Origin of the sequence: Granulicatella sp. HMSC30F09 (assembly GCF_001806915.1) — a bacterium.
GTDB lineage: Bacteria > Bacillota > Bacilli > Lactobacillales > Aerococcaceae > Granulicatella > Granulicatella adiacens.
The window spans coordinates 1-20,387 of record NZ_KV786423.1 but is presented as its reverse complement, the minus strand read 5'-3'; the positions used below and the strand labels follow the sequence as shown (position 1 = coordinate 20,387).

General features: G+C 36.0%; 18 protein-coding genes. 2 read left to right on the top strand and 16 right to left on the bottom strand.

The genetic code is table 11. From position 1 onward, the window contains the following. Positions 1 to 25: 25 nt before the first annotated feature. From HMPREF3103_RS04385 to rhaB, 11 genes are all read right to left on the bottom strand, one after another. Complete coding sequence (locus tag HMPREF3103_RS04385; protein ID WP_148128805.1) at positions 26 to 907, bottom strand: hypothetical protein; 882 nt, start codon at positions 905 to 907, stop codon at positions 26 to 28. 212 nt (positions 908 to 1,119) lie between these two features. Further along, a complete protein-coding gene (locus HMPREF3103_RS04380) occupies positions 1,120 to 1,413 on the bottom strand; it encodes a DUF4176 domain-containing protein (RefSeq protein ID WP_070437525.1) in 294 nt (97 codons plus the stop codon). Positions 1,414 to 1,432: 19 nt separating this feature from the next. Next, the gene (locus HMPREF3103_RS04375) at positions 1,433 to 2,308 is read right to left on the bottom strand and encodes a hypothetical protein (protein ID WP_070437522.1); all 876 of its coding nucleotides are present in this window, start codon (positions 2,306 to 2,308) and stop codon (positions 1,433 to 1,435) included. Beyond that, a complete protein-coding gene (locus HMPREF3103_RS04370; RefSeq protein WP_070437517.1) occupies positions 2,298 to 3,866 on the bottom strand; it encodes an LXG domain-containing protein in 1,569 nt (522 codons plus the stop codon). The genes HMPREF3103_RS04375 and HMPREF3103_RS04370 overlap by 11 nt, the downstream gene beginning before the upstream one ends. Beyond that, on the bottom strand, positions 3,866 to 4,198 hold the full coding sequence (locus HMPREF3103_RS04365) for a DUF3958 family protein (protein WP_070437514.1): 333 nt from the start codon (positions 4,196 to 4,198) through the stop codon (positions 3,866 to 3,868). Before HMPREF3103_RS04365 ends, HMPREF3103_RS04370 begins: the two co-directional genes overlap by 1 nt. After that, positions 4,179 to 4,502 carry a TIGR04197 family type VII secretion effector gene (locus HMPREF3103_RS04360; protein WP_070437512.1) on the bottom strand — a complete coding sequence of 108 codons (324 nt, stop codon included), beginning with the start codon at positions 4,500 to 4,502 and terminating at the stop codon, positions 4,179 to 4,181. The genes HMPREF3103_RS04365 and HMPREF3103_RS04360 overlap by 20 nt, the downstream gene beginning before the upstream one ends. A 230-nt stretch (positions 4,503 to 4,732) precedes the next feature. Then, positions 4,733 to 5,560 carry an ammonia-dependent NAD(+) synthetase gene (nadE, locus tag HMPREF3103_RS04355; RefSeq protein ID WP_070437510.1) on the bottom strand — a complete coding sequence of 276 codons (828 nt, stop codon included), beginning with the start codon at positions 5,558 to 5,560 and terminating at the stop codon, positions 4,733 to 4,735. A 10-nt stretch (positions 5,561 to 5,570) separates the two neighbouring features. Beyond that, positions 5,571 to 7,061 (bottom strand): nicotinate phosphoribosyltransferase, encoded by a 1,491-nt coding sequence (locus HMPREF3103_RS04350; protein WP_070437507.1) that lies wholly within the window; start codon positions 7,059 to 7,061, stop codon positions 5,571 to 5,573. A 129-nt stretch (positions 7,062 to 7,190) separates the two neighbouring features. Next, positions 7,191 to 8,012, bottom strand: a complete 822-nt coding sequence (gene rhaD / locus HMPREF3103_RS04345) for a rhamnulose-1-phosphate aldolase (RefSeq protein ID WP_070437504.1) — start codon at positions 8,010 to 8,012, stop codon at positions 7,191 to 7,193. Positions 8,013 to 8,026: 14 nt separating this feature from the next. Next, positions 8,027 to 9,289, bottom strand: a complete 1,263-nt coding sequence (gene rhaA / locus HMPREF3103_RS04340; protein ID WP_070437501.1) for an L-rhamnose isomerase — start codon at positions 9,287 to 9,289, stop codon at positions 8,027 to 8,029. After that, positions 9,282 to 10,742, bottom strand: coding sequence for a rhamnulokinase (gene rhaB / locus HMPREF3103_RS04335; RefSeq protein WP_070437498.1), 1,461 nt, complete (start codon positions 10,740 to 10,742; stop codon positions 9,282 to 9,284). The genes rhaA and rhaB overlap by 8 nt, the downstream gene beginning before the upstream one ends. 105 nt (positions 10,743 to 10,847) lie before the next feature. Between rhaB and HMPREF3103_RS04330 the strand changes: the two genes are divergently transcribed. Further along, complete coding sequence (locus HMPREF3103_RS04330) at positions 10,848 to 11,798, top strand: AraC family transcriptional regulator (RefSeq protein WP_070437495.1); 951 nt, start codon at positions 10,848 to 10,850, stop codon at positions 11,796 to 11,798. Positions 11,799 to 11,829: 31 nt separating this feature from the next. Here HMPREF3103_RS04330 and pgmB read toward each other — a convergent pair whose 3' ends face one another. From pgmB to HMPREF3103_RS04310, 4 genes are all read right to left on the bottom strand, one after another. Further along, a complete protein-coding gene (pgmB, locus tag HMPREF3103_RS04325; RefSeq protein WP_070437492.1) occupies positions 11,830 to 12,498 on the bottom strand; it encodes a beta-phosphoglucomutase in 669 nt (222 codons plus the stop codon). Beyond that, complete coding sequence (locus HMPREF3103_RS04320; RefSeq protein WP_070437489.1) at positions 12,498 to 15,092, bottom strand: family 78 glycoside hydrolase catalytic domain; 2,595 nt, start codon at positions 15,090 to 15,092, stop codon at positions 12,498 to 12,500. The genes pgmB and HMPREF3103_RS04320 overlap by 1 nt, the downstream gene beginning before the upstream one ends. Further along, the gene (locus tag HMPREF3103_RS04315; protein WP_083278732.1) at positions 15,082 to 16,725 is read right to left on the bottom strand and encodes a glycoside hydrolase family 3 protein; all 1,644 of its coding nucleotides are present in this window, start codon (positions 16,723 to 16,725) and stop codon (positions 15,082 to 15,084) included. The genes HMPREF3103_RS04320 and HMPREF3103_RS04315 overlap by 11 nt, the downstream gene beginning before the upstream one ends. Before the next feature lie 62 nt (positions 16,726 to 16,787). Beyond that, a complete protein-coding gene (locus HMPREF3103_RS04310; RefSeq protein WP_070437486.1) occupies positions 16,788 to 18,173 on the bottom strand; it encodes an MFS transporter in 1,386 nt (461 codons plus the stop codon). Between the two features lie 126 nt (positions 18,174 to 18,299). Between HMPREF3103_RS04310 and HMPREF3103_RS04305 the strand changes: the two genes are divergently transcribed. Beyond that, positions 18,300 to 19,295: an AraC family transcriptional regulator gene (locus tag HMPREF3103_RS04305; RefSeq protein ID WP_070437483.1), complete on the top strand. Its 996-nt coding sequence runs from the start codon at positions 18,300 to 18,302 to the stop codon at positions 19,293 to 19,295. Positions 19,296 to 19,342: 47 nt separating this feature from the next. On the opposite strand, the gene HMPREF3103_RS04300 is transcribed toward HMPREF3103_RS04305, so the two are convergent. Further along, positions 19,343 to 20,323 (bottom strand): alpha/beta hydrolase, encoded by a 981-nt coding sequence (locus HMPREF3103_RS04300; protein WP_168132823.1) that lies wholly within the window; start codon positions 20,321 to 20,323, stop codon positions 19,343 to 19,345. Positions 20,324 to 20,387 lie beyond the last annotated feature (64 nt).

Below are 20,387 nucleotides of genomic sequence, written 5' to 3'. Positions count from 1 at the left end.
ATTAATTTTCCCTCTCCAAATCAACTTATTTCGACATAAATCTTGCACGAAACTTTCCATACCACTGATCGTTTGTAATATTAAAGTACTCTCTATATTCTTTTCGATATTTAAAGAAATAAAAGGATTTTACAAAATTTTTCAAAAGCTGGCCTTCTGCAAGTAAAAAGAGACTAATAAGAGGTAAAAATAAGAAGCCAGACAAAAAACTCATAAGCCCTGGATTATCTTTACTAAATTCACCAAAATTAAAAGTCCAACGATTTAGAATAGATAATCCTAATAATATTCCACCATATCTTTTTACAAAATTATTGATAGGAGTTCCCCAATCTTTATCTTTTATTTCGTTTTCATTATAAAGGGAAGTCTTAACTTCCTTCATTACATTGACAATAAGTATCTTAACTAAATAACCCAAAAAGATTAGTTGAACAATAAATGCGAGTGTTCCGAATGCTCCAATTGTTAAACCAATTAACAGAGGTAACGAAGAAAAAATTGCTAGTAACCCGAATATTAATAATAAACAATTTCCATATATTAATTGATACGCATAATTAAATTTTGGGATAATATTTAAAATTATTAGTGCTGTAAATAAAATTACTAATACCAAATTGATTGGGCGAAAATAAGCCCCTATTTCTCCAATCAATGCTCCCGTGCTTTCAGAAATGACCTGAACACTATCTGTTGAATTTCTGAAACCATCGGTCATATATATCCCCGCTCCATAAGCAATAAAACTAAACATTAATCCAACTAGCCCAAACACTCTCTTCCAAAAACTCATAGAAACAGAAACTCCCATTTGAGCGCCATCTTCGGTTGCAAACTGTCTTGGGACGATTCTCTTAGATTGCTCAAAACTCGCCCCAAAGAGTTTGTTTTTTGTTTGCATCATCAATCCCCTTTTCTAATCCTTCTCTTTCTTGTTTGAGCCATTCCCATCATTCTACTCAAACTTCTCATAGTTCTTAAGATATCAGTTTTTGTTAAAATGTCAACGTTTTTCCATAGTCCTCACCCTGCTTTTTCCAACAAAAAAGCCATCCCTACCAGTTGCCTGATAGGAATAGCTTTCAGTTTTCAGAAGATAGTACTATTCACTGCATATTACATTTTTAATTTTTTAACTTCTAATTTACTTTCCCATTCTTTATATACTTCCATGAAGCGTTCCTCTTCTTCATCCTTAAAGCCTTCAAAAACCACCTTATCAATATTTTCGTGGTTAAAAAAGATTGCATCCTCTGGATTGATTCCCTCTGGATATACAACTCCAACATAATCACTATAAACTGGCTCATTATCCGATTCAAAAACAGGACCACGACCAACTACCATTAGTTTACTAGTCGCTCCTTCTAAATATAAAACACTTCCTAAAGGTAATAATTCTTGTGTCATATTCATTCTCCTCTACTAATCATTTTTGTTTTGACATAAATCTTGCACGAAACTTTCCGTACCACTGTTCATTGGTAATATTAAAGTACTCTCTGTATTCATTTCGGTATTTAAAGAAGTAAAATCCTCTAATAAAATTTTTGAATACTAATCCACCTACGAAAAAGAATAAGTAAATCATACCAAGAAATACAAATCCGAATAAGAAATTACCTAAATCTGTATTGGCTGAAAAGTTCTCTCCAATCTTAAACGTCCAACGATTTAAGATTGCTAACCCTAAAAGAATTCCACCGTATCTTTTTAAAAGTTTCGAAATAGTTTCTTCCCAATCTTCAACCTCAACTTCTTTTCGATTATATAGTTCATCCTTAAATCGTTTTACTTGATTTAAAAATAGTTTTTTAAATAGAAAAATACATAAAAGAAGTTGAATACCAAACGCAATCCAACCAAAGGCGTCAATAGTCAACCCTACGGAAAGTGGTAACGAACCAATAAAACATAGGCAGAAGAAAGCAATTAATACTAAAGTTGCATACAGCAATTGAAAGGCATAATTCAATTTAGGAATCAAATTAAGGATAATTAATGCTGAAAATAGGATTATCGCTGTCAATACTATAGGACGCAATAAATGACCTACGTCGCCAACTAAAACACTAGAAACTGACTGTTGATTCTGAACCGAATGTCTAATACCATCTGGCCACGAAACGCCAAGCATATAAAATAGCGCACTAAACATTAATCCAACTAACCCAAGCGCTCTTTTCCAAAAATTCATCGAAACAGAGACTCCCATTTGAGCACCGTCTTCGGTTACAAACCTTCTTGGAACGATTCTTTTCGATTGCTCAAAACTTGCCCCAAAGACACTGTTTCTATCGCGCATTTTCTACTCCTCCTCTAAACACATCTACTATAGAATCTAACGCTCCACTAACTGCATTTCCTATGGTTTGTTTTATATTTTCTTTAAACTCATAAATACTTTTTCCAACAACAGAATTTGAAATCACATCGTACGTATCGTCTAGAAAATTCTGAAAATCTGAGAATTTTTCTTCCTTCTCTTGACCATTTTTTATACCCCATAAGGTGTTGAATGCTCCTGCTGCCAATCCTAAAATAGCCCCTAAAGGCCCACCTATCATCGATCCAAATATCGCACCTTCTATAGGTCCAGCACTCTTAAGTTGCGAAACCGACGCATGAATAAGAGACTTCCCTTCATTCTTGTATGCTCTGCTATTCTGATTATTATACTCTGTAATTGTAGTTATGGTGGCATCTACCCCCATGGAGACCCATCCAGCTATCTTTGCCATTTTTCCTAAAAATTTTAACTTGCCAAATAGCTTTGATTCTTTGATTACTGTTCCTATCTTTTCTATCCCTGATTTAATCGGTTCAGTTATATTACCAATCAGTTTGCTAATTTTGTTTACTGAGACGTTTCCAATTTTAAAATTAGCTATTTTATCAATCACGGAGTGGTGAAGCGTATTGAGAAAATCATTAAAACTTCCACCCTTCCACTTACTTCCAAGGTTATTATACCAGCTCCAATTTTTGGAAGCAGCATACTTTTTCATAATTCTCCAAGCAGCTTTTAAATTTTCATTAGCTTTAATTCCTTTATTACCAAATGTATAAAAAGTACTCCTTGTGTATTCTTTTGTGACAGCATTACCAAAATTCTTTGTGACAGTAAATGCTGTTTTGAACCACGGATGAATATCCGCTAGCTTATTTTCTATGAAATCTGGATTCGTCAAGAAGTCCTTAACACCTGTTAATATTTTTCTTCTCAACCACTCAGCACTTAATTCACTTGCCCAAGGCATTAATGTAATTTCAGAAGCAGAAATCATTCTGTTATTTGCATCCCATACATTTTTTGTCTGTTGCAAGCCTTGATGAATATTATCCATCAAAAAATCAATATGTGAGAAGATTTGCGCCGAAGAACTATTAAAGGCAATCAGCTTATCTAATTTTCTTTCTAATGTTTGTTTTAAGTTTTCATAATTACTTTTATTAATCCCAAAACTAATAATATTCAGAATATTGGGGTTTGTTTTGCCTCTTTCTTGATCGATTAATCTTTCATAGTCTAGAGCCATATTATTAGCATTTATAATTTGCCTATTTAGTTCATCTTCACTTAAACTAATCACATCTACACGGCTTCGATATTCTTCAGGCAACTTTGAACAGCTCTCTTTAAGTGCCTCATCCAACAATACACATCCTTTAAGCAATGGAATCAGCACATTATGAGTATAGTTTCTAGCAGCTGAATACGCATTTCCCTGTAGACTAGTTGTATTAATAAATCGATAAAGAGATTTTTGTATATTTCCATAGGATTGAATTCTTTTCGATACAACATTATTAACACTTTGCGCCTGATTATCAGAACTTTCCAAATTCATCTCAATCCCCATTAAACTTCTCTCCCTTCCCTGTTTCTTTGTTCCTTTTTCATATCATTAATCTGTTCTTCCAGTAAGATGTTTTTCTTACGCAAGGCAATGTATTCACTCTCAAACTCTTTTTTCATCTTATTTTCTTCGTGGATTTGCGAATGATAAATTTCTTGAAATGTAGCAGTATCTGAAGAGTTGTGAAAGACTTCTAGAATTGATTCTAACAATTGTTTTGATTTTTTTGAAATTTGCTCGTATTCATTTAAAGCATTACGATTGTCACGAATTTTATTTTCAACAGAATTTTTTTCCTTCTGCAATCTGTTTTTATTATTGTTTAACTGGTCCATTTAATGTAAATCCCTCATTATTCCCAAGTTGAAGATTATCAATTTGATTTTCCAATTGTACGTCTTTTTCATGAAATGATTGAGAAGTCGTCAGAAGATTATTGGACATCGTCTTCATTACTTGGCTAACAGCCTTTGAAATATCAAAAGATTTCTCAATTAATTCCTTAGCTTTTTCATTGCCATTCAGTTTAGATTGCATGTCTTTCGTAACCGAATTGCTATTATCCAATTCTGAAATTGCACTAGAAAGCATTGAAGATTGTTCGGTTGCTACTAAAAGATCATTCTTGATTTCTACCATATAACATTCCCTTTCTGTGCCTCCAACAAATGATTAACAGTGTTAAACACATTGGAAACTTGTTAAGTCTAAATCCTTTTAAAAATATATAATTAAAGATATTTACAGCTAATTCGAGAATACCGACTTTTGAATAGAAAGTCAATTTTCCTCCTTGTTTTCGTCATACTTTTTCATATAACAAAAAAGCCATCCCTACCAGTTGTCTGGTAGGAATAGCCTTCGAATCTTTATTTCCAAAAATCATCGTAGATCGTAATTGGTAAGTGACGTTTATGTTCTGTCTTACGATACCAATTTTCAATCGTCTCTGCTGCTTTTTCGTTGATATCTTTTCCTTCGAGATAATCATCAATCTCTTCGTAAGTCACCCCTAGTGCTACTTCGTCTGGAAGCGATGGACGGTCTTCTTCAAGGTCTGCTGTTGGAACTTTCAAGTATAAATGCTCTGGAGCACCCAGCACTTGTAACATCGCACGGCCTTGACGTTTATTAAGACGCCATAATGGAGTGATATCCGCAGCCCCGTCCCCAAATTTCGTATAGAAACCTGTTACCGATTCAGCCGCATGGTCTGTTCCAATAACGGCACAGCCTGTTTGGCCTGCAATCGCATATTGAGCCACCATGCGTTCACGCGCTTTAATATTTCCTTTATTGAAGTCTGAAATTTCCATTCCAAGTTCTTCAATACTGCGTTCAGACGCATCTACCGCATCCTTCACGTTTACGCGAAGTACGTCGGTTGCCTTCATAAAGGCAATCGCATCCATGGCATCTTGTTCATCTGCTTGCACCCCGTAAGGAAGGCGCACGGCATAGAAGCGATACACTTTTTGGTCTTGTTCTTCGTTTAATTCATCAATTGCCATTTGCGCCAATTTCCCAGCGAGCGTTGAATCTTGCCCACCACTAATCCCAAGGACATATCCATTTAAGAATGGGTGCTTTGCAAGATACGCTTTTAAGAAATCGAGGGTTTTACGGATTTCTTCTTCAGGATTAATTGTTGGTTTCACTCGAAGCGTTTCGATAATTTTTCGTTGTAATGGTCTCATAACGTTCCCCTTACTTTGCGTTTTCTTTGGCCAACTGTTCTGATTTAAGACGCACTTCTTCTCTGATTTCCGCAATACTTGCCAATTTTTGGTCGTATGTCTTTTGAGAGAGGTCGACTGGATATTGCTCTGGGTTCAAGATACGTTTGTATTCGTCCCATAGTGCTTCGATTTGCTCGTCTTTATACGCTTTAATTTCTTGAAGTGTTGGTAATTCATACACGCGTTTTCCGTTTTCGAAAATCAGTTGTAAAATTGGACGCGCTGTGAAGTCTGTCACTGTTTTATTAATATAAGTGTAGACTGGATGGAACATAAAGAGCTCATCTAAGTGGTCTGGACGTTCATCCCATAATGCGATGTAGTCCCCTTCAGATTTGCCATCTGAATTACGTGTAATACGCCATACTTGTTTCTTACCAGGTGTGGATACTTTTTCCGCATTGTTTGAAATCTTCATTGTATCCACCATTACGCCGTTTTCGTCTTCGATACTTACAAGCTTGTACACACAGCCAAGTGCTGGTTGGTCATACGCTGTAATTAAACGAGTCCCGATTCCCCAAACGTCGATTTTAGCACCTTGCATCTTCAAGTTGAGGATTGTTTTTTCATCAAGATCACTGGACGCGTAAATTTTCGCTTTTGTAAACCCTGCTTCGTCTAATTGTTGACGAACTTTTTTCGACATATACGCCATGTCTCCACTATCGATACGAACGCCCAAGAAATTAATCTTATCGCCGAATTCTTTGGCTACACGGATGGCATTTGGCACACCGGATTTCAAGATATCATACGTATCGACTAAGAATACGCAGTCACGGTGACTCGTGGCATACGCTTTGAACGCTTCATAGTCATCACGGTACGCTTGTACTAATGAGTGGGCATGTGTCCCAGATACTGGAATGCCAAACATCTTGCCGGCACGAACATTACTTGTCGCATCACATCCACCGATGTATGCTGCACGCGTTCCCCAAATCGCTGCATCTAATTCTTGAGCACGACGAGTACCGAATTCAAGCACTGGATCATTTCCAGAAACCATACGCACACGGCTCGCTTTTGTTGCGATCAGTGTTTGGAAGTTCACGATATTTAATAAAGCTGTTTCGATTAATTGGCATTCTGCAAGCGTTCCTTCTACTTGCACCAGTGGTTCGTTCGCGAAAACGAGTTCTCCCTCTACGGCAGAGCGGATGCTTCCTTTGAATTCGAAGTTCTCTAAGTATGTTAAGAATTCTTCTGGATAATGTCCAAGTCCACGTAAATATTCAATATCTGTTTTTGAAAAACGTAATTGTTCAATAAAGTGGACAATACGTTCTAGTCCAGCGAAAATCGCATAACCATTTTCAAATGGTAACTTTCTGAAATATGCTTCAAAAATCGCTCTCTTCTCAGACACTCCTGTTTCCCAATACGTTTTCATCATATTAATTTGATATAGGTCTGTATGTAGTGTTAAACTATCATCTTTATAAACTGAGTTCATCTATCGATACCCCTTTTTTATTGTAATTACCTCTTTATTTTACACCAGTTCTGGACAATTGTACATGGATGGAGACTTGAAGAAAAAAAGCAAGTCCTTCGTTAGACTTGCTTTTTGCTCTATTTATCTTTATAGGTCTAAGAATCCTTCGTGCGGAGTCATATGGAAGTATTCCGCAATTTCTTGTAATTGCGCATCTGTAATTTCTTGTAAGATTTTTCCACCTTGTGCACCTACTTGAGAGTAAATCATCGCTGCTTTTTCGATGACTTCAATTAATCCATATGTTTCATCAAGTGTATCGCCTGATGCAAATAATCCATGATGTGGCCAAATCACCGCTCTGAACTCTGCCATTTTCGCAGCTGTTGCTTCCCCAATCGCGTTCGTTCCTGGTGTCATATAAGGAATCACGCCGATTCCTTCTGGGAAGACAACGATGGATTCAGCTTGCATTTTCCAAAGAAGTCTTGATAAATGACGTTCGTCTAATGGTTGTGTGAAGCTTAATGCGATAAGGTTTGTTGGGTGGCAATGGAAGACCACTTTATGATTTGGATTCACTTTGAGTCGTTCGATATGGCTCATTAAGTGGCTCGCGAATTCTGAAGTTGGTTTTCCGCCATCTTCAAATCCCCATAACAATTCTGCTTTTTGTCCGTCTTCTGAAATACGAACTAAACCTAAATCAAGAAGCGGTTGGTTTGTCACGTTTCTGAAGTAACGGCCTGTACCGGTTACTAAGTAATAGTAGCCCGCAAGTGTTGAAGCGTCGAATCCTAAGTCGAGGACACGTTTCACTTCTTTTACGTCTTCATAGCCTTCTACTTCGCTCGCTTCCAAGCGTACTGACACGTTCCCGCCATTGCGTTCATCCCAGTAACGTAAGTACGATTCTTTTGTCAGTTCACATAATTTTTTTACAGCTGGTGATTCAATAAATTTTGTCATTTTTCAATTCTCCCTTAATTTCTTTTTGATAAAACTTGTTCTTCGTATGCTTTGACTTCATTATACCATGCAAGTCCGATAGGCACATCATTGATTTCACAGAAATAATTCCAAACATCAGCATACGGGAAGTCTTTCAATTCTTCTGTCACGACTAATCGTTTGGTTAAATCTTGTTCCAGTTCAATAGCTCTTAAATCTTCTGTTGGCTCTAATAAAGCTTTTAATAATGCCTTTTGAGTATTACGCATCCCAACAACCCAAGCTGCGATACGGTTAATCGTCGCATCAAAGAAATCTAATCCGATAACCGCTTTATCGAGCAAATCATTACGAACGATTTCTTTTGCAATTTCTTGAAGCTCGTCATCCATAATTACTACATGATCACTATCCCAACGCACGGGTCTTGAAACATGAAGCATAACGCCTTTACTAAATAATGCAAGCGAAGATAATTTATTAGAAATGGTTTCTGTTGGATGGAAATGTCCAGCGTCTAATAAAATCATTTTTCCACGTGTGAGACCATATCCCATATAGAATTCGTGAGAGCCCACTGTATAAGCTTCAGCTCCGATACCGAATAACTTACTTTCTACAGCATCCTTGTTATAGCGCTCATCGATTTCTTCGCTAAAGATTTCATCAAGTGATTCCATCAAACGTTTGCGAGGCGCTAAGCGGTCAACAGGATTATCTTTGAATCCATCCGGCACCCAGAAATTTGTGTAACAAGTTTCACCGAGTTCTTTCCCGAAATATTCTGCCACACGACGTGACCGTTTCCCATGTTCAATCCAAAATGCTCGCACTTCTGGGTCAGAGCTTGCAAGTGTAAAACCATCTTTCATCATTGGATGCGAAAAGAATGTTGGATTAAAGTCTAACCCTACTTGATGTGCCTTAGCCCAATCCACCCATTTTTGAAAATGGCGTGGTTCGATTTCATTCAAATCTACTTTTTCATCTGTATCAAGATAAATAGCATGTAAATTTAATTTATGTTTTCCAGGAATTAAAGAATATGCTTTTTCAATATCTTGTCTTAATTCTTCAGGTGTTCTTGCCGCTCCTGGATAATTGCCTGTTGATAAAATTCCACCCGTTAACTCTCCGTCTGCATTCCAAAATCCGCGAACATCGTCCCCTTGCCAGCAATGCATAGAAATTTTAACGTTCTGTAATTTCTTCAAAACCGCGTCAGTATCGACACCAATTTCTGCGTATCTCTTCTTCGCAACTTCATACGCTTGTTTTACCGCTGAATTAGTCATATTTCTTCCCTCTTTCAGTTATTTGTTTCCATTGTTGTAATAGTTGTTTGTTTTTATGTTCTTCTGGTTCAAAGATATTTAATTCGATTTGTTCTTTTAGGAACTGACGAGCATGCTGCAGGGATTCAAGTTTCCCATCCGCAATCATTTGTACTAATAAATTTCCTAAAGCTGTTGCTTCTCCTGGTCCTGCCACAACAGTTTTTCCTGTAACAGTAGCTGTTAATTGGTTGAGAATGGATACATTCGATCCTCCACCTACTATATGAATTGTGTCAAAAGAATATCCAACAAGTCTTTCTAAGTGATCTAATTCAAAGGCATATAGTAATGCGAGGTTCGAGTACACGCACATAGTAAGTTCGCCAACGGTTTCCGGAACTGTCTGATGAGTCTCTTTACAATAAACTTGAATTTCCTCAATCATATTTTTGGGATTGGTAAATCTTTCATCATTTAAATCAATAAATTGTTCAAATGGAGCTACTTTCTTTGCAGCATCAGCCATTTCCTGATAGGAATATTGGTAGTTCAATATACGAGCAATCTCTTGAATACTCCACATTCCTGTGATGTTCTTTAAGAAGCGAATCGTCTCGTAAGCTCCCCATTCATTGGTATAATTTTGCTTCTGCGTTTCTGCGGTAATGAGCGGTTCTTTTAGCTCCGTTCCAATTAATGACCAAGTTCCACTTGAAATATATGCAAAATGCTCATTTATAGCTGGGACGCCTACAACCGCTGATGCTGTATCATGTGTTGCTACCGCATATACATGTGTTACGGGAAAATCATACTCTGCTCTTAAGGCATCAGTCACATCCCCAATATACGTTCCTGCAGCTACTAACTCTGGTAATTGATGAGGTGTTACTCCAGCAATTTCAAGCAACTCTACATCATAAATTTTGTGATACGGATTTAATAATTGAGTCGTTGAAGCGTTTGTTTCTTCTGCAACCATAACGCCTGTTAACTGATATGCTAGGTAGTCCGGAATCAGTAAGCTCTTCTCTGCATTTCGTAACACGTCGCTTTCCTCAGATGCATATTGGAATACCGTATTGAACGGCAGAAATTGAATTCCTGTTTTTGAATAAAGGTCTTCTTTGGTAATTTTCGCAAAGACATTTTCTACACCCTTTTGTGTACGCGAATCTCTATATGCAATTGGATGTCCTAATCTTTTTCCCTCCTTTACCAGAACATAATCGACTGCCCAAGTATCGATTCCAAGCGTACATTCCTCAATGCCATGCTCTTTTACTTTTGCTAAACCTATCAAAATATTTTGAAACAAGTCATCAATATTCCATCGATCATGTCCGTCTACTTGCCCGAAGCCATTTTTAAAGCGATGGACTTCGCTAGTTTCGAAATGGTTGTCTTCATATTCTGCTACAATGACACGTCCACTCGAAGCACCGATATCTACTGCTACATGCGCACTCATAACTTCACTCCTTTACGGTTCTATCAAATTCATTTAACTATGTTTTGACTTATGCTACAATAACAACAAGTTATCCAAATCGTATCAAATATACAGGAGAAGAAAATGCTTTCAATTATCGATTATTTAACCCAAGAAACAGCCATTGAATCACAGCAAAAAGAAACTGGAAAACACATTCCCGATTATGTCAGACAAAAAGCGGGCCTTCCGCGTCTGACAAACGATTTATTTCTAGCCAATCGCTCGATCTATATCAGCAAACATAATCGTTATGCTCCGTATCCAAAACACACTCACCAATTTTTGGAATTAAACTATGTGTTGAAGGGGCAATGCCAACAAATTATTAACGACAATCCCTATACTTTTTACGAGGGGGACATCTTATTGATGGATGCCGGGAGCGCGCATGCAATCGAAGCGCTTGGCGAAGACGATTTGCTAATTAATATCGTTTTTAAAGATACTCAAATTTCATTGAAAAATTTGGAGGAACTGCAGGGCCAAAATAGCATTTTGTATCAATTTCTCCTAAAAAGTCATACGCATATTCAATCAGCGGAAAACTTTATTGTTCTTCGCTTGGACCAAACGAAGAAATCAAAGAGCATCATCGAATTAATGCTAAATGAATACTTTGATCCAAAACCATTTTCCAACCATATCTTGGAACATTACTTAAGTATTCTCCTCTTCGAGCTTGCTCGTTCATTGCCAACTCTTAGCGATACCGTTCGTGCTACGAATGACCCATATATACAAGTACTCGAATTAATCGACCAAGAATACTCCACTTTGACCCTTTCTCAGGCCGCTAAGCAATTGAACTTTAATAAAAACTACTTAAGTAACCTGGTTAAGGAAAAAGGAAATGCTACATTTACCGAACTCCTCAACCAGAAGAAGTTAATGATGGCTCAATTGCTATTAAAATCAACCACCTTCTCAATCGAAAAAATCTGTCAAACAGTGGGTTACTCCAACAAAACTTACTTTTATAAGCAATTCCAAGAAAAGTTTGGGAAACTTCCCTCACAGATACGAAATAAATAAGAGCTGTCCTAAAAAGAACAGCTCTTTATCTTTATAGTTTATCATTTACAAAGTTATTCCAGGATTCTTGAAGTAGTGTAACACTTAGTTCTTTTGTGCTTGTAACTCTCTGAAAAGCTTCAGAAAGTTTATCGTCTCCAACTCCTATAGAACAACTTCCTGCACTATTAATAGCTTTTATACCTGCAATCGAATCTTCAATACCAACGCAATCCTTGGGTGCTAAACCTAATTGTGCAGAAGCAACTTCAAATATTTCAGGGTCAGGTTTGCCTCTAGATAATTTTCCAGGATCAACAATAGTGTCAAAAGAATCAATTAATCCAATTTTCTCAAGGATAAAAGGACCATTATGGCTTGCTGAAGCCAATGCTATTTTTATACCTTTTTGTTTTAATTCTTCTATTAATTTAAAAATACCTGGCAGAATATCCTCGCTCGTCAATTGATTAAGCGATTCAATATAACATTGATTTTTCCTATTTGTTAAATACTGAAATCTATCTTTATCTAGAGATAGATCCAATTCCTCAAGAATAATTCGTAACGAATCCTCTCTACTGACACCCTTGGTACGTTCTTCAACAATTTCCGGCAACGTAAGTCCAAACTCATCTTTTATCAGACGACTCCACGCAGAAAAATGATAAGTTGCTGTATCTGTAACGATACCGTCTAAATCAAACAATACACCTTTCATTATACAATCACATCTTTCATTTTATTATGACCCGGGTTAAGGTAGATTTCATCTCCATTTGTGGATACATATTTGGCAATTGTACGTCCGGGTATTACAATATCTACTAACACGTCATCGCCACTGAGTCTCCAAGAAACTGATAATTCACCATTAGCAGTTTGAAGAGCTCCCTTCACCCATTCTAGACGTTTTGTAAAGTTTGGTTGAATTAGATATGTCTCTGTGTCATCCAACACATTTGGCAGCTGAATACCAATCAGTTTTTCTATGATGAAATCTTCAACTGCGCCATAAGCGTAATGGTTTAAACTATTCATATCAGTACCACTAATTTCGCCATTAGGAAGGATAGAGTCCCATCGTTCCCAGGTCGTAGTCGCGCCCATTTCAACCTCAAATAACCAGCTTGGCGTTTCCTTTTTAAGCAACAGATTTATAGCTTCTTCGCGTAACCCTGAGTCTAGTAACGCATGTGGTAAATCTCCAGTTCCTGCAAAACCAGTTGTTAAATATCCATTATGCTCATCCATTTTTTCTTGAAGTCGTTTTACCAGTTTGTCTCGTGCAACTTCATTTGGATACAATCCATGACGAAGCAATACCGCTAATCCTGTTTGAGTATCGATTGCAGTCGGAATTGTAACTCCTCCATAATTTTGTGCCATAGATTGACGGATATTTTCAACCTCTGATTGCAGCGTCACTGGATTTGTATTTAATTCATCTCCATTAAAGTAGGTATGAATTATTTTATTGCGTACTTCTTTTGCTAAAGTTCGATAAAATTCACTTCGGTTATCTTCCAACACAGACAACATTTTTGAAGTATAATCTGCTGAAATATAATAATAAGCAGAAGCAATCAACGCAGAATCTGTCGCACCAAATACTGAGCCTTTAATGCCACTATCTAACGCCAACCAATCTCCTAATTGCCAACCAAAGTCCCATAGTCTATTTCCACCACGAGCTTCATCTTGTCGATAAATCCAATCGACCCAATCTGTCATTAATCTCAAATATTGTTTTAATAACCCTTTATCTCTAAAATGGCGATAGAGATTATACGGAATAAATGTTGCAGCATCTCCCCAAACTGCTGCTCCTGCATTTGATAAAAATGGATTTTTTGCATCATCTACTTTTGGAACCGGAGCAAAAAAAGGTGTAGCCCCATCAAGTAAACTTTGCTCTAATTTCAGATTTTCCATAAAGTGTGCAAAAAAGGCTCTTGTTTCCATGTTGTAACAAGCCGTATTTGAAAAAACTGTTAAATCTCCTGTCCACCCCATACGTTCATCTCGTTGTGGACAATCAGTTGGTATACTTAGAAAATTATCTTTTTGACTCCAACGAATATTACTTAGTAATCGATTCAATTTGTCATTAGATGAACTAAATTCAAACGTTTCATCCATCTTACTTTGCAGCGCTTGGGCTACCACTAAAACTGCTTCATCCTGAGTTAGCCCTTCTACTCTTACATAACGGAATCCAAAATATGTAAAATGTGGACGCACTTTCACACCTTTTTTGGCATTTTTTATTACAAATTCCTGTTTGGCAGTTCTAAGATTTTCCGTATAAAATGCCCCATTTTGTAATAATTCTCCAAATTGAAATCTTACGCTCTTTTTATCTTCAAGCAATTTCGTGAATATCCATCCTGTTATTTCTTGACCAAAATCTAGAATCATTTGATTTTTTGTATCAAAAAATACGCGTGGATAAAGTTCTTCTACTACTACAACAGGCAAATCCAAACGTGGTGTTAACAATGATGTAGTAACATCAATAACTTCAGTTGTTAACGTACTTATTTCACTATGGTAATCAATTATTTCTCCATCATAAATAGAGTTTCCTTGAATATAATTTGTTTCTACTATCCACGTTTCATCAGAATAAAATTGTTCCAGCGTTCCATCTGTATATTCAACATGTAACTCTGCAATTAACTTTTGCTTATTCCCGTAAATATTTTCAAAACCACCTTCAAAAAGAAAACGACCACGATACCAACCGTTTCCTACAACAAATGAAACCTCAGTATCTTCTATTAAACACTCTGTTACATCATAAGTTTGATATTGTTGCAATAAATCATAGCTATGATAACCAGGCGATAAATATTCTTCACCCAATTTCACTTCATTTATAGCTACTTCATATAAGCCATGTGCCACAGTATATAATCGTGCTTGCTTGACTTCCTTTGAGAACGAGAATTTCTTGGAGAACGATATAGACTCCTTTGTTTCTCCTTTGTACGAAATCCATTTAGCCTTCCATGGTTCATTCATTTTTGAAGTTTCAAAAGTACTAACAGCTTCAAGATTGCTAAAGCATACTCTCCAATAATATTTTGTTTTTGGTTCCAGAAAATTAGAATCGGTAGAAATGATGTTAAAGCTACTCTTAGTTGTTCCACTCCATAAAATTTCAGAAAATGTCTCTGCCTTAGAAACTTCTACTCTGCATTCCACTGATTCTTCTAACTGCCCTTTAAGTCTCCAAGAAAAAGTTAAGTGTTCAAATCGATACCCTAATGGAGCCTCCACTCCATTCACTTTTAAATGACTAATCTTCATTTTTTAATCCCTCCAACAGACTGTTATCACAGAATGCATTTACTGGACTTACACCTTTAAATGAACTTTCGCCAGTTAATTTCTTAATAGCCATTTCAATAAAATGATCGTAGTTACAATAAGCATTAACCACCGTTTCAACCATTGGTAAATCATACAAATGGTATGGATTCCCAAAACTAATGAGAGCAGTAGGAACCTCTTTTGTAAACCAAGGCATGTTATTCCCTAAACCAAATAATGTATGCCAATGAATTCGAGCTACAGTCTGGTTACTAGCATTCTGTATATTAGCGATGTACAGCACTGCATCAAAATCATTTGAAAATGAAGCTACTGTCCCTAAATCGAAAAGGTCTGTTTCAGGTTCATATACTGTAATTTCAAAGTCTCGTTTCTCTAATTCCTCTATTACTTTCTTTAACACTCGTTCGTTTGAGTCAAACGAACCTAATAATTGTAGAAGAATTCTTTTATGATTCTCAAGATTTAACGGAAGCATATTTTGTGTATCTTTTACAAAAGTGATAGAACGATCCGCTAAATCTAGTTGTTCTTTTTTATAATCTTCGAAGGATGCACTTCCATGGTTTATAGTTTCATGTAGCCCTAACGATGCCTTAGTTGCTAAAATACGGGTAACTGCTTCATTTAATCTTTCCTTTGTAAGTAATCCTTTTGCTAAACCCTCTTTCATATATTGGATATCTTCTTCTAAAACACGGTTGAATAATAACATGTCACAACCTGCTTGAATGGTATATGGTACTGCTTCACTTCTCTTCATAGCCGAACAAAATCCGACCATAGGAGTTGCATCTGTAATCGTAAGCCCATTAAACCCAAGTTCAGTTCTCAATAAATCATTAATTAGTTTCGGGCTTAATGTTGCAGGCATGTTATCCCCTGAGTATGCAGGAAAAGCAATATGTCCAACCATGACCGCTTTCGAACCAAAATCTATTAACTCTTGATACACTTTACCGAAAGTTTTTCTCCAGTTATTTACTGACAAAGAGTTAATGGAAGTAAGTAAATGCTGATCTCGTTCATCCACCCCATCTCCAGGAAAATGTTTTATAGACGTCATACTTCCATTATCATGAAAGGCTTGAATATACTCTTTAGCATTCTTAATTACTCGTTCTACATCACTTCCATATGTACGAACATTTGTAATTGGATTTCTAAAATTTAAATCTAAATCCACAACCGGTGAAAATCCAAAATTTACACCTACTGATTTTCCTTCTGTTGCAGCAATTTTCCCTAATGTATATGCATCACTTGTTCGATTTGTTGCAGCAACTGCCATTTGATTCCCAAAAGCAGTTGCTTCGACGGATGCTCCATTTCCTCCATCTTCTAAGTTAGCAGCTGTTAACAAAGGCACTTTACTATTTCTTTGCATATATTCATATACTTGTTGGACCTCTTTAGCCTCTCCAGGTCTAAAAAATAATCCTCCAACACCTAGATCGATTAAATGATTCAAATATTCTTTTTCATTAGAAAATCCAATTGGAAAGAATAATTGTCCGATTTTTTCGTCTTCAGTTAATTTTTCTAGAGTCTTGTTTACCCATTCAACAGCAGAGTCATCTAAATAAAATGGTTTTTCTTTTAAATTCATGATCTTTATCTCCTTATAGCAGAATGAGGGAGAATGCATTTTGCCTCTCCCTTAACATCTTATTATTTTGATAGGCCTTGCGAACGTTCTTGAAGATTCTTTACAATCTCAGGCAATTTTTTATCTAAATCATAGAAGAACATTAATACAATTGAAATCACACCTAGTAAAATTGGGATATATGCAAATAAAGCTTTGATTGCAAAAATCGTCCCTGGTGTTTGAACCGCTGCACCAGCTACGTATCCACCGATTGACATTACAATACCAATCAATAATCCTCCTAAACCTGAACCAACTTTTTCACCAAAAGTTCCAGCTGAGAAAATTAATCCATCTGAACGAATTCCCGTTTTCCATTCACCGTAGTCTGCTACATCCCCTAGCATTGCATAACTTGCAACTGCTGTTGGCGCTAAACCAAGACCACGAACAATTAATCCTACTTTGATAAGATCATAATTTTCAGGGAATAATGCTAAAATTACTGTTCCTAAAATAACAATTAGGTTTCCTAAAATCATAGCATTACGTTTTGACATTTTAGCCATAATAATTGGCGTAAAGAATGACCCTACGATAATCGGCGCAAACGATAACATCCCGATAACCGCTACTTTTTCAATATCTCCGAGGATATATTGTGCATAGTAAATATTAATACCACCTAACCCTGCGCTAATAAACCCAATTAACATTGTTGAAATCATAATAATCCAATATTTATTTTTAAATAATGCTTTTACATTATCCATAACTGGTACTTTCTCAACTTGTTCTGCTACATAAGCTTCGTTTGTTTCTAAAACACGTTCTTTTGAATTTTTATAAAGAATTGTTAATAATACTACAGACACGAGAGCAAAAACTGCAGCCATTTTTGTCCAAGATGATGCGTCTGTTACTTCACCAAACATGCCAACAACTTTTAATACGATTCCGTTTACTAAAAACGCTCCTATAAATCCAAAAATCGTTCTTGACGTTGATAAGAATCCTCTTTCTTTCGAATCAGAAGTTGTAGTTCCTAACATAGTATTATAAGGTACCATTGTCATTGTATAGACACCTGCTAAAGCAATAACATACGTAGCAAATGCATAAAAAGCCTTCATTTCTTGCGGTAAGAACGATGGGGAAGTAAATAAAAGAATAAGAGCCAAAGCATATGGAATAATCATTCGTTTAATCCATGGACGAGCCTTTCCTTTTGCAGTTGATGTACGGTCAACAACCGCGCCCATTAGAATATCAGTAATTCCATCAAATACTCGAGCAAATAATAAAATCGACCCCACTACTGAAATTGTTAGCCCTACAACATCTGTATAGAAATAAGTAATAAAGCCATTTGCTGTTGTAATCATCAGATTGGCTGCTAAATTACCAAATCCATATGTTATTTTTTCTCCAATTGGAACGCTTGATAAATTTTTTTTTTCTGTCATTATTTTTCTGTCCCTTCTCTATTAATTAAAAGCGTTTACAGGTTTATACTACCTGGAAACAAATATATTCACAATGCATTAAAAACAGGTTATAATGAACTATCTACAGATTAAGCGGGGGTTTATATGAATTTAGAAGAATTAGAAATTTATTTACGTCATATTAATGTATTTGAGAAAAAACAACGTGAAACAGGTAAATCTGTGAATGATATTTCTAGAGCTGACAAAAACTTTGATACCTATGTCGATCCCCAATTTAATATTTTTCGTTTCCCAAAATCACTATTTTTCCGTGACGGAGAAAACATCTATATTAACAAACACAATAGATTCGCCCCAATGATTGAACATCTACATGATTTTATTGAAATAACATATGTTTATTCTGGAAACTGTACACAACAAATCAACGGAAAAACTATTCATCTTTCCAAAGGAAGTTTATGCGTATTAGATAGAGATGTCCCCCACTCTATTGATGCTTTAGGCGAAGAAGATATCCTAATAAACATACTAATAAACGAAGAAACATTTTCTTCTCTTTTTCTATTTAAACAGCAAAATATAACTAGTTTAGAAGCCAGTCTATTGACCGATATTTTTAATGAACAAACTAGTCATGATAGATATGTTGTTTTTGACACAACAGAAAGCGTAGCTATCCACTCTCTAGTTCAATTACTCTTAGCTGAGTATTGGTCTTACCAACGCCAAGGTTCTGAATTTCTTTCACACTACATTCAATTGATTCTATTAGAATTAGTTCGAATATATAGCCAAAACGCAACTCAAAATTACCTCTCTTCAAGAATTCAAATACATGAGGTTCTAGCTTATATTGATTTTCATTTTAAAGAGCTTAAACTAGAAACAGTTGCCAAACACTTTAACTATAATCCTAATTATTTAAGCAATATGCTTAAAAAAAGTATTGGGAAAAGTTTCCAAGAAATTTTGTTAGAACGTCGATTACTTCAAGCAACTGAGTTATTGACATCTACTGACTTAACACTAGAAAGTATAGCTCTTGAATCGGGATTTCCCTCCACGAGTTATTTTTTTAGACAATTTAAAAAACACTACAAATGTACTCCAAAAAGCTATAGGAAAAATCGATAACTTTTTGAAAAACAAAAAGCAATGCTCCAAATGGAACATTGCTTTCCTTATTTTCTCAACTCTTCAATTAATTCTTGAATATCGACTCTAGCTTCTTTAATCGGGAGCCCCACATACACATGATTCATCTTTTCACGTTCAATATATCGATGTTCGATTCCTTCTTTAAGAAGCTTTTCATGTAACAATCGATTATCTGGATAAAGGATATCATGCGTCCCAATATAAATACTGATTCTCCCTAGTCCAGACAAGTCTCCAAATAGCGGACTCACTAGCGGTTGCTTCAAGTCGTCTCCTGCCCACAATTTTGCCACTTCATGAATCCCACTCTGTTTAAGGATTGGGTCAAATGGTTCATAAGAGGCGATTTCAGGATTATCCGTTGCAATATCGACCCAAGGAGAAAACAGGACGATCTCCATTGGCTGTGGTAGCGAAAGTTCTTTTAAGTAAATCGCAAATCCTAATGAGAGTCCACCTCCAGCAGAATCCCCCATGAAAATAATAGAATTCGGATTTGTATGTTCTTCTAAAAGTCCACGATATAACTTTTCTAACTTTTCATACGTCTCACGGTATTGGTGCTTTGGAGCCTTTGGATAAATTGGAAACACCACTTTTGCATCTATCGCCTGTGCTATTTTATTCACCAAGGTAAAATGCCCCATCAATGGTTGCTGTACATACGCTCCACCATGTAAAAATAGAATTACTTTTTGATTAGCGTCTTTCTTGTCATTCCACACAAACACTTGCATGCCATCTACATCTTTTTCTTGGACATCTACTTTAATGTATTTCTTTGGATTTGTGATAGGAATGTCATTTCCCTTGGCCAATTTATTTAATTCTTGCTCAAATTTTTCTGGATTATCTTTTGAATAAATCAGTGGTTTGACAAATAGAAAGAGTAATCGTTCCATTAGATAACTTAAAAAAGAACGCTTTTCAACTTTTCTCACATAATGAATTCCACAATAGATTATCACAGCACCTATAACAATCCCTATTAAAAATCCACTCATCTTAATACCTTCTTTCATACAAAAAAGGAGCTAAAATGTACTGACCCCAAAAAGTTAGACAATT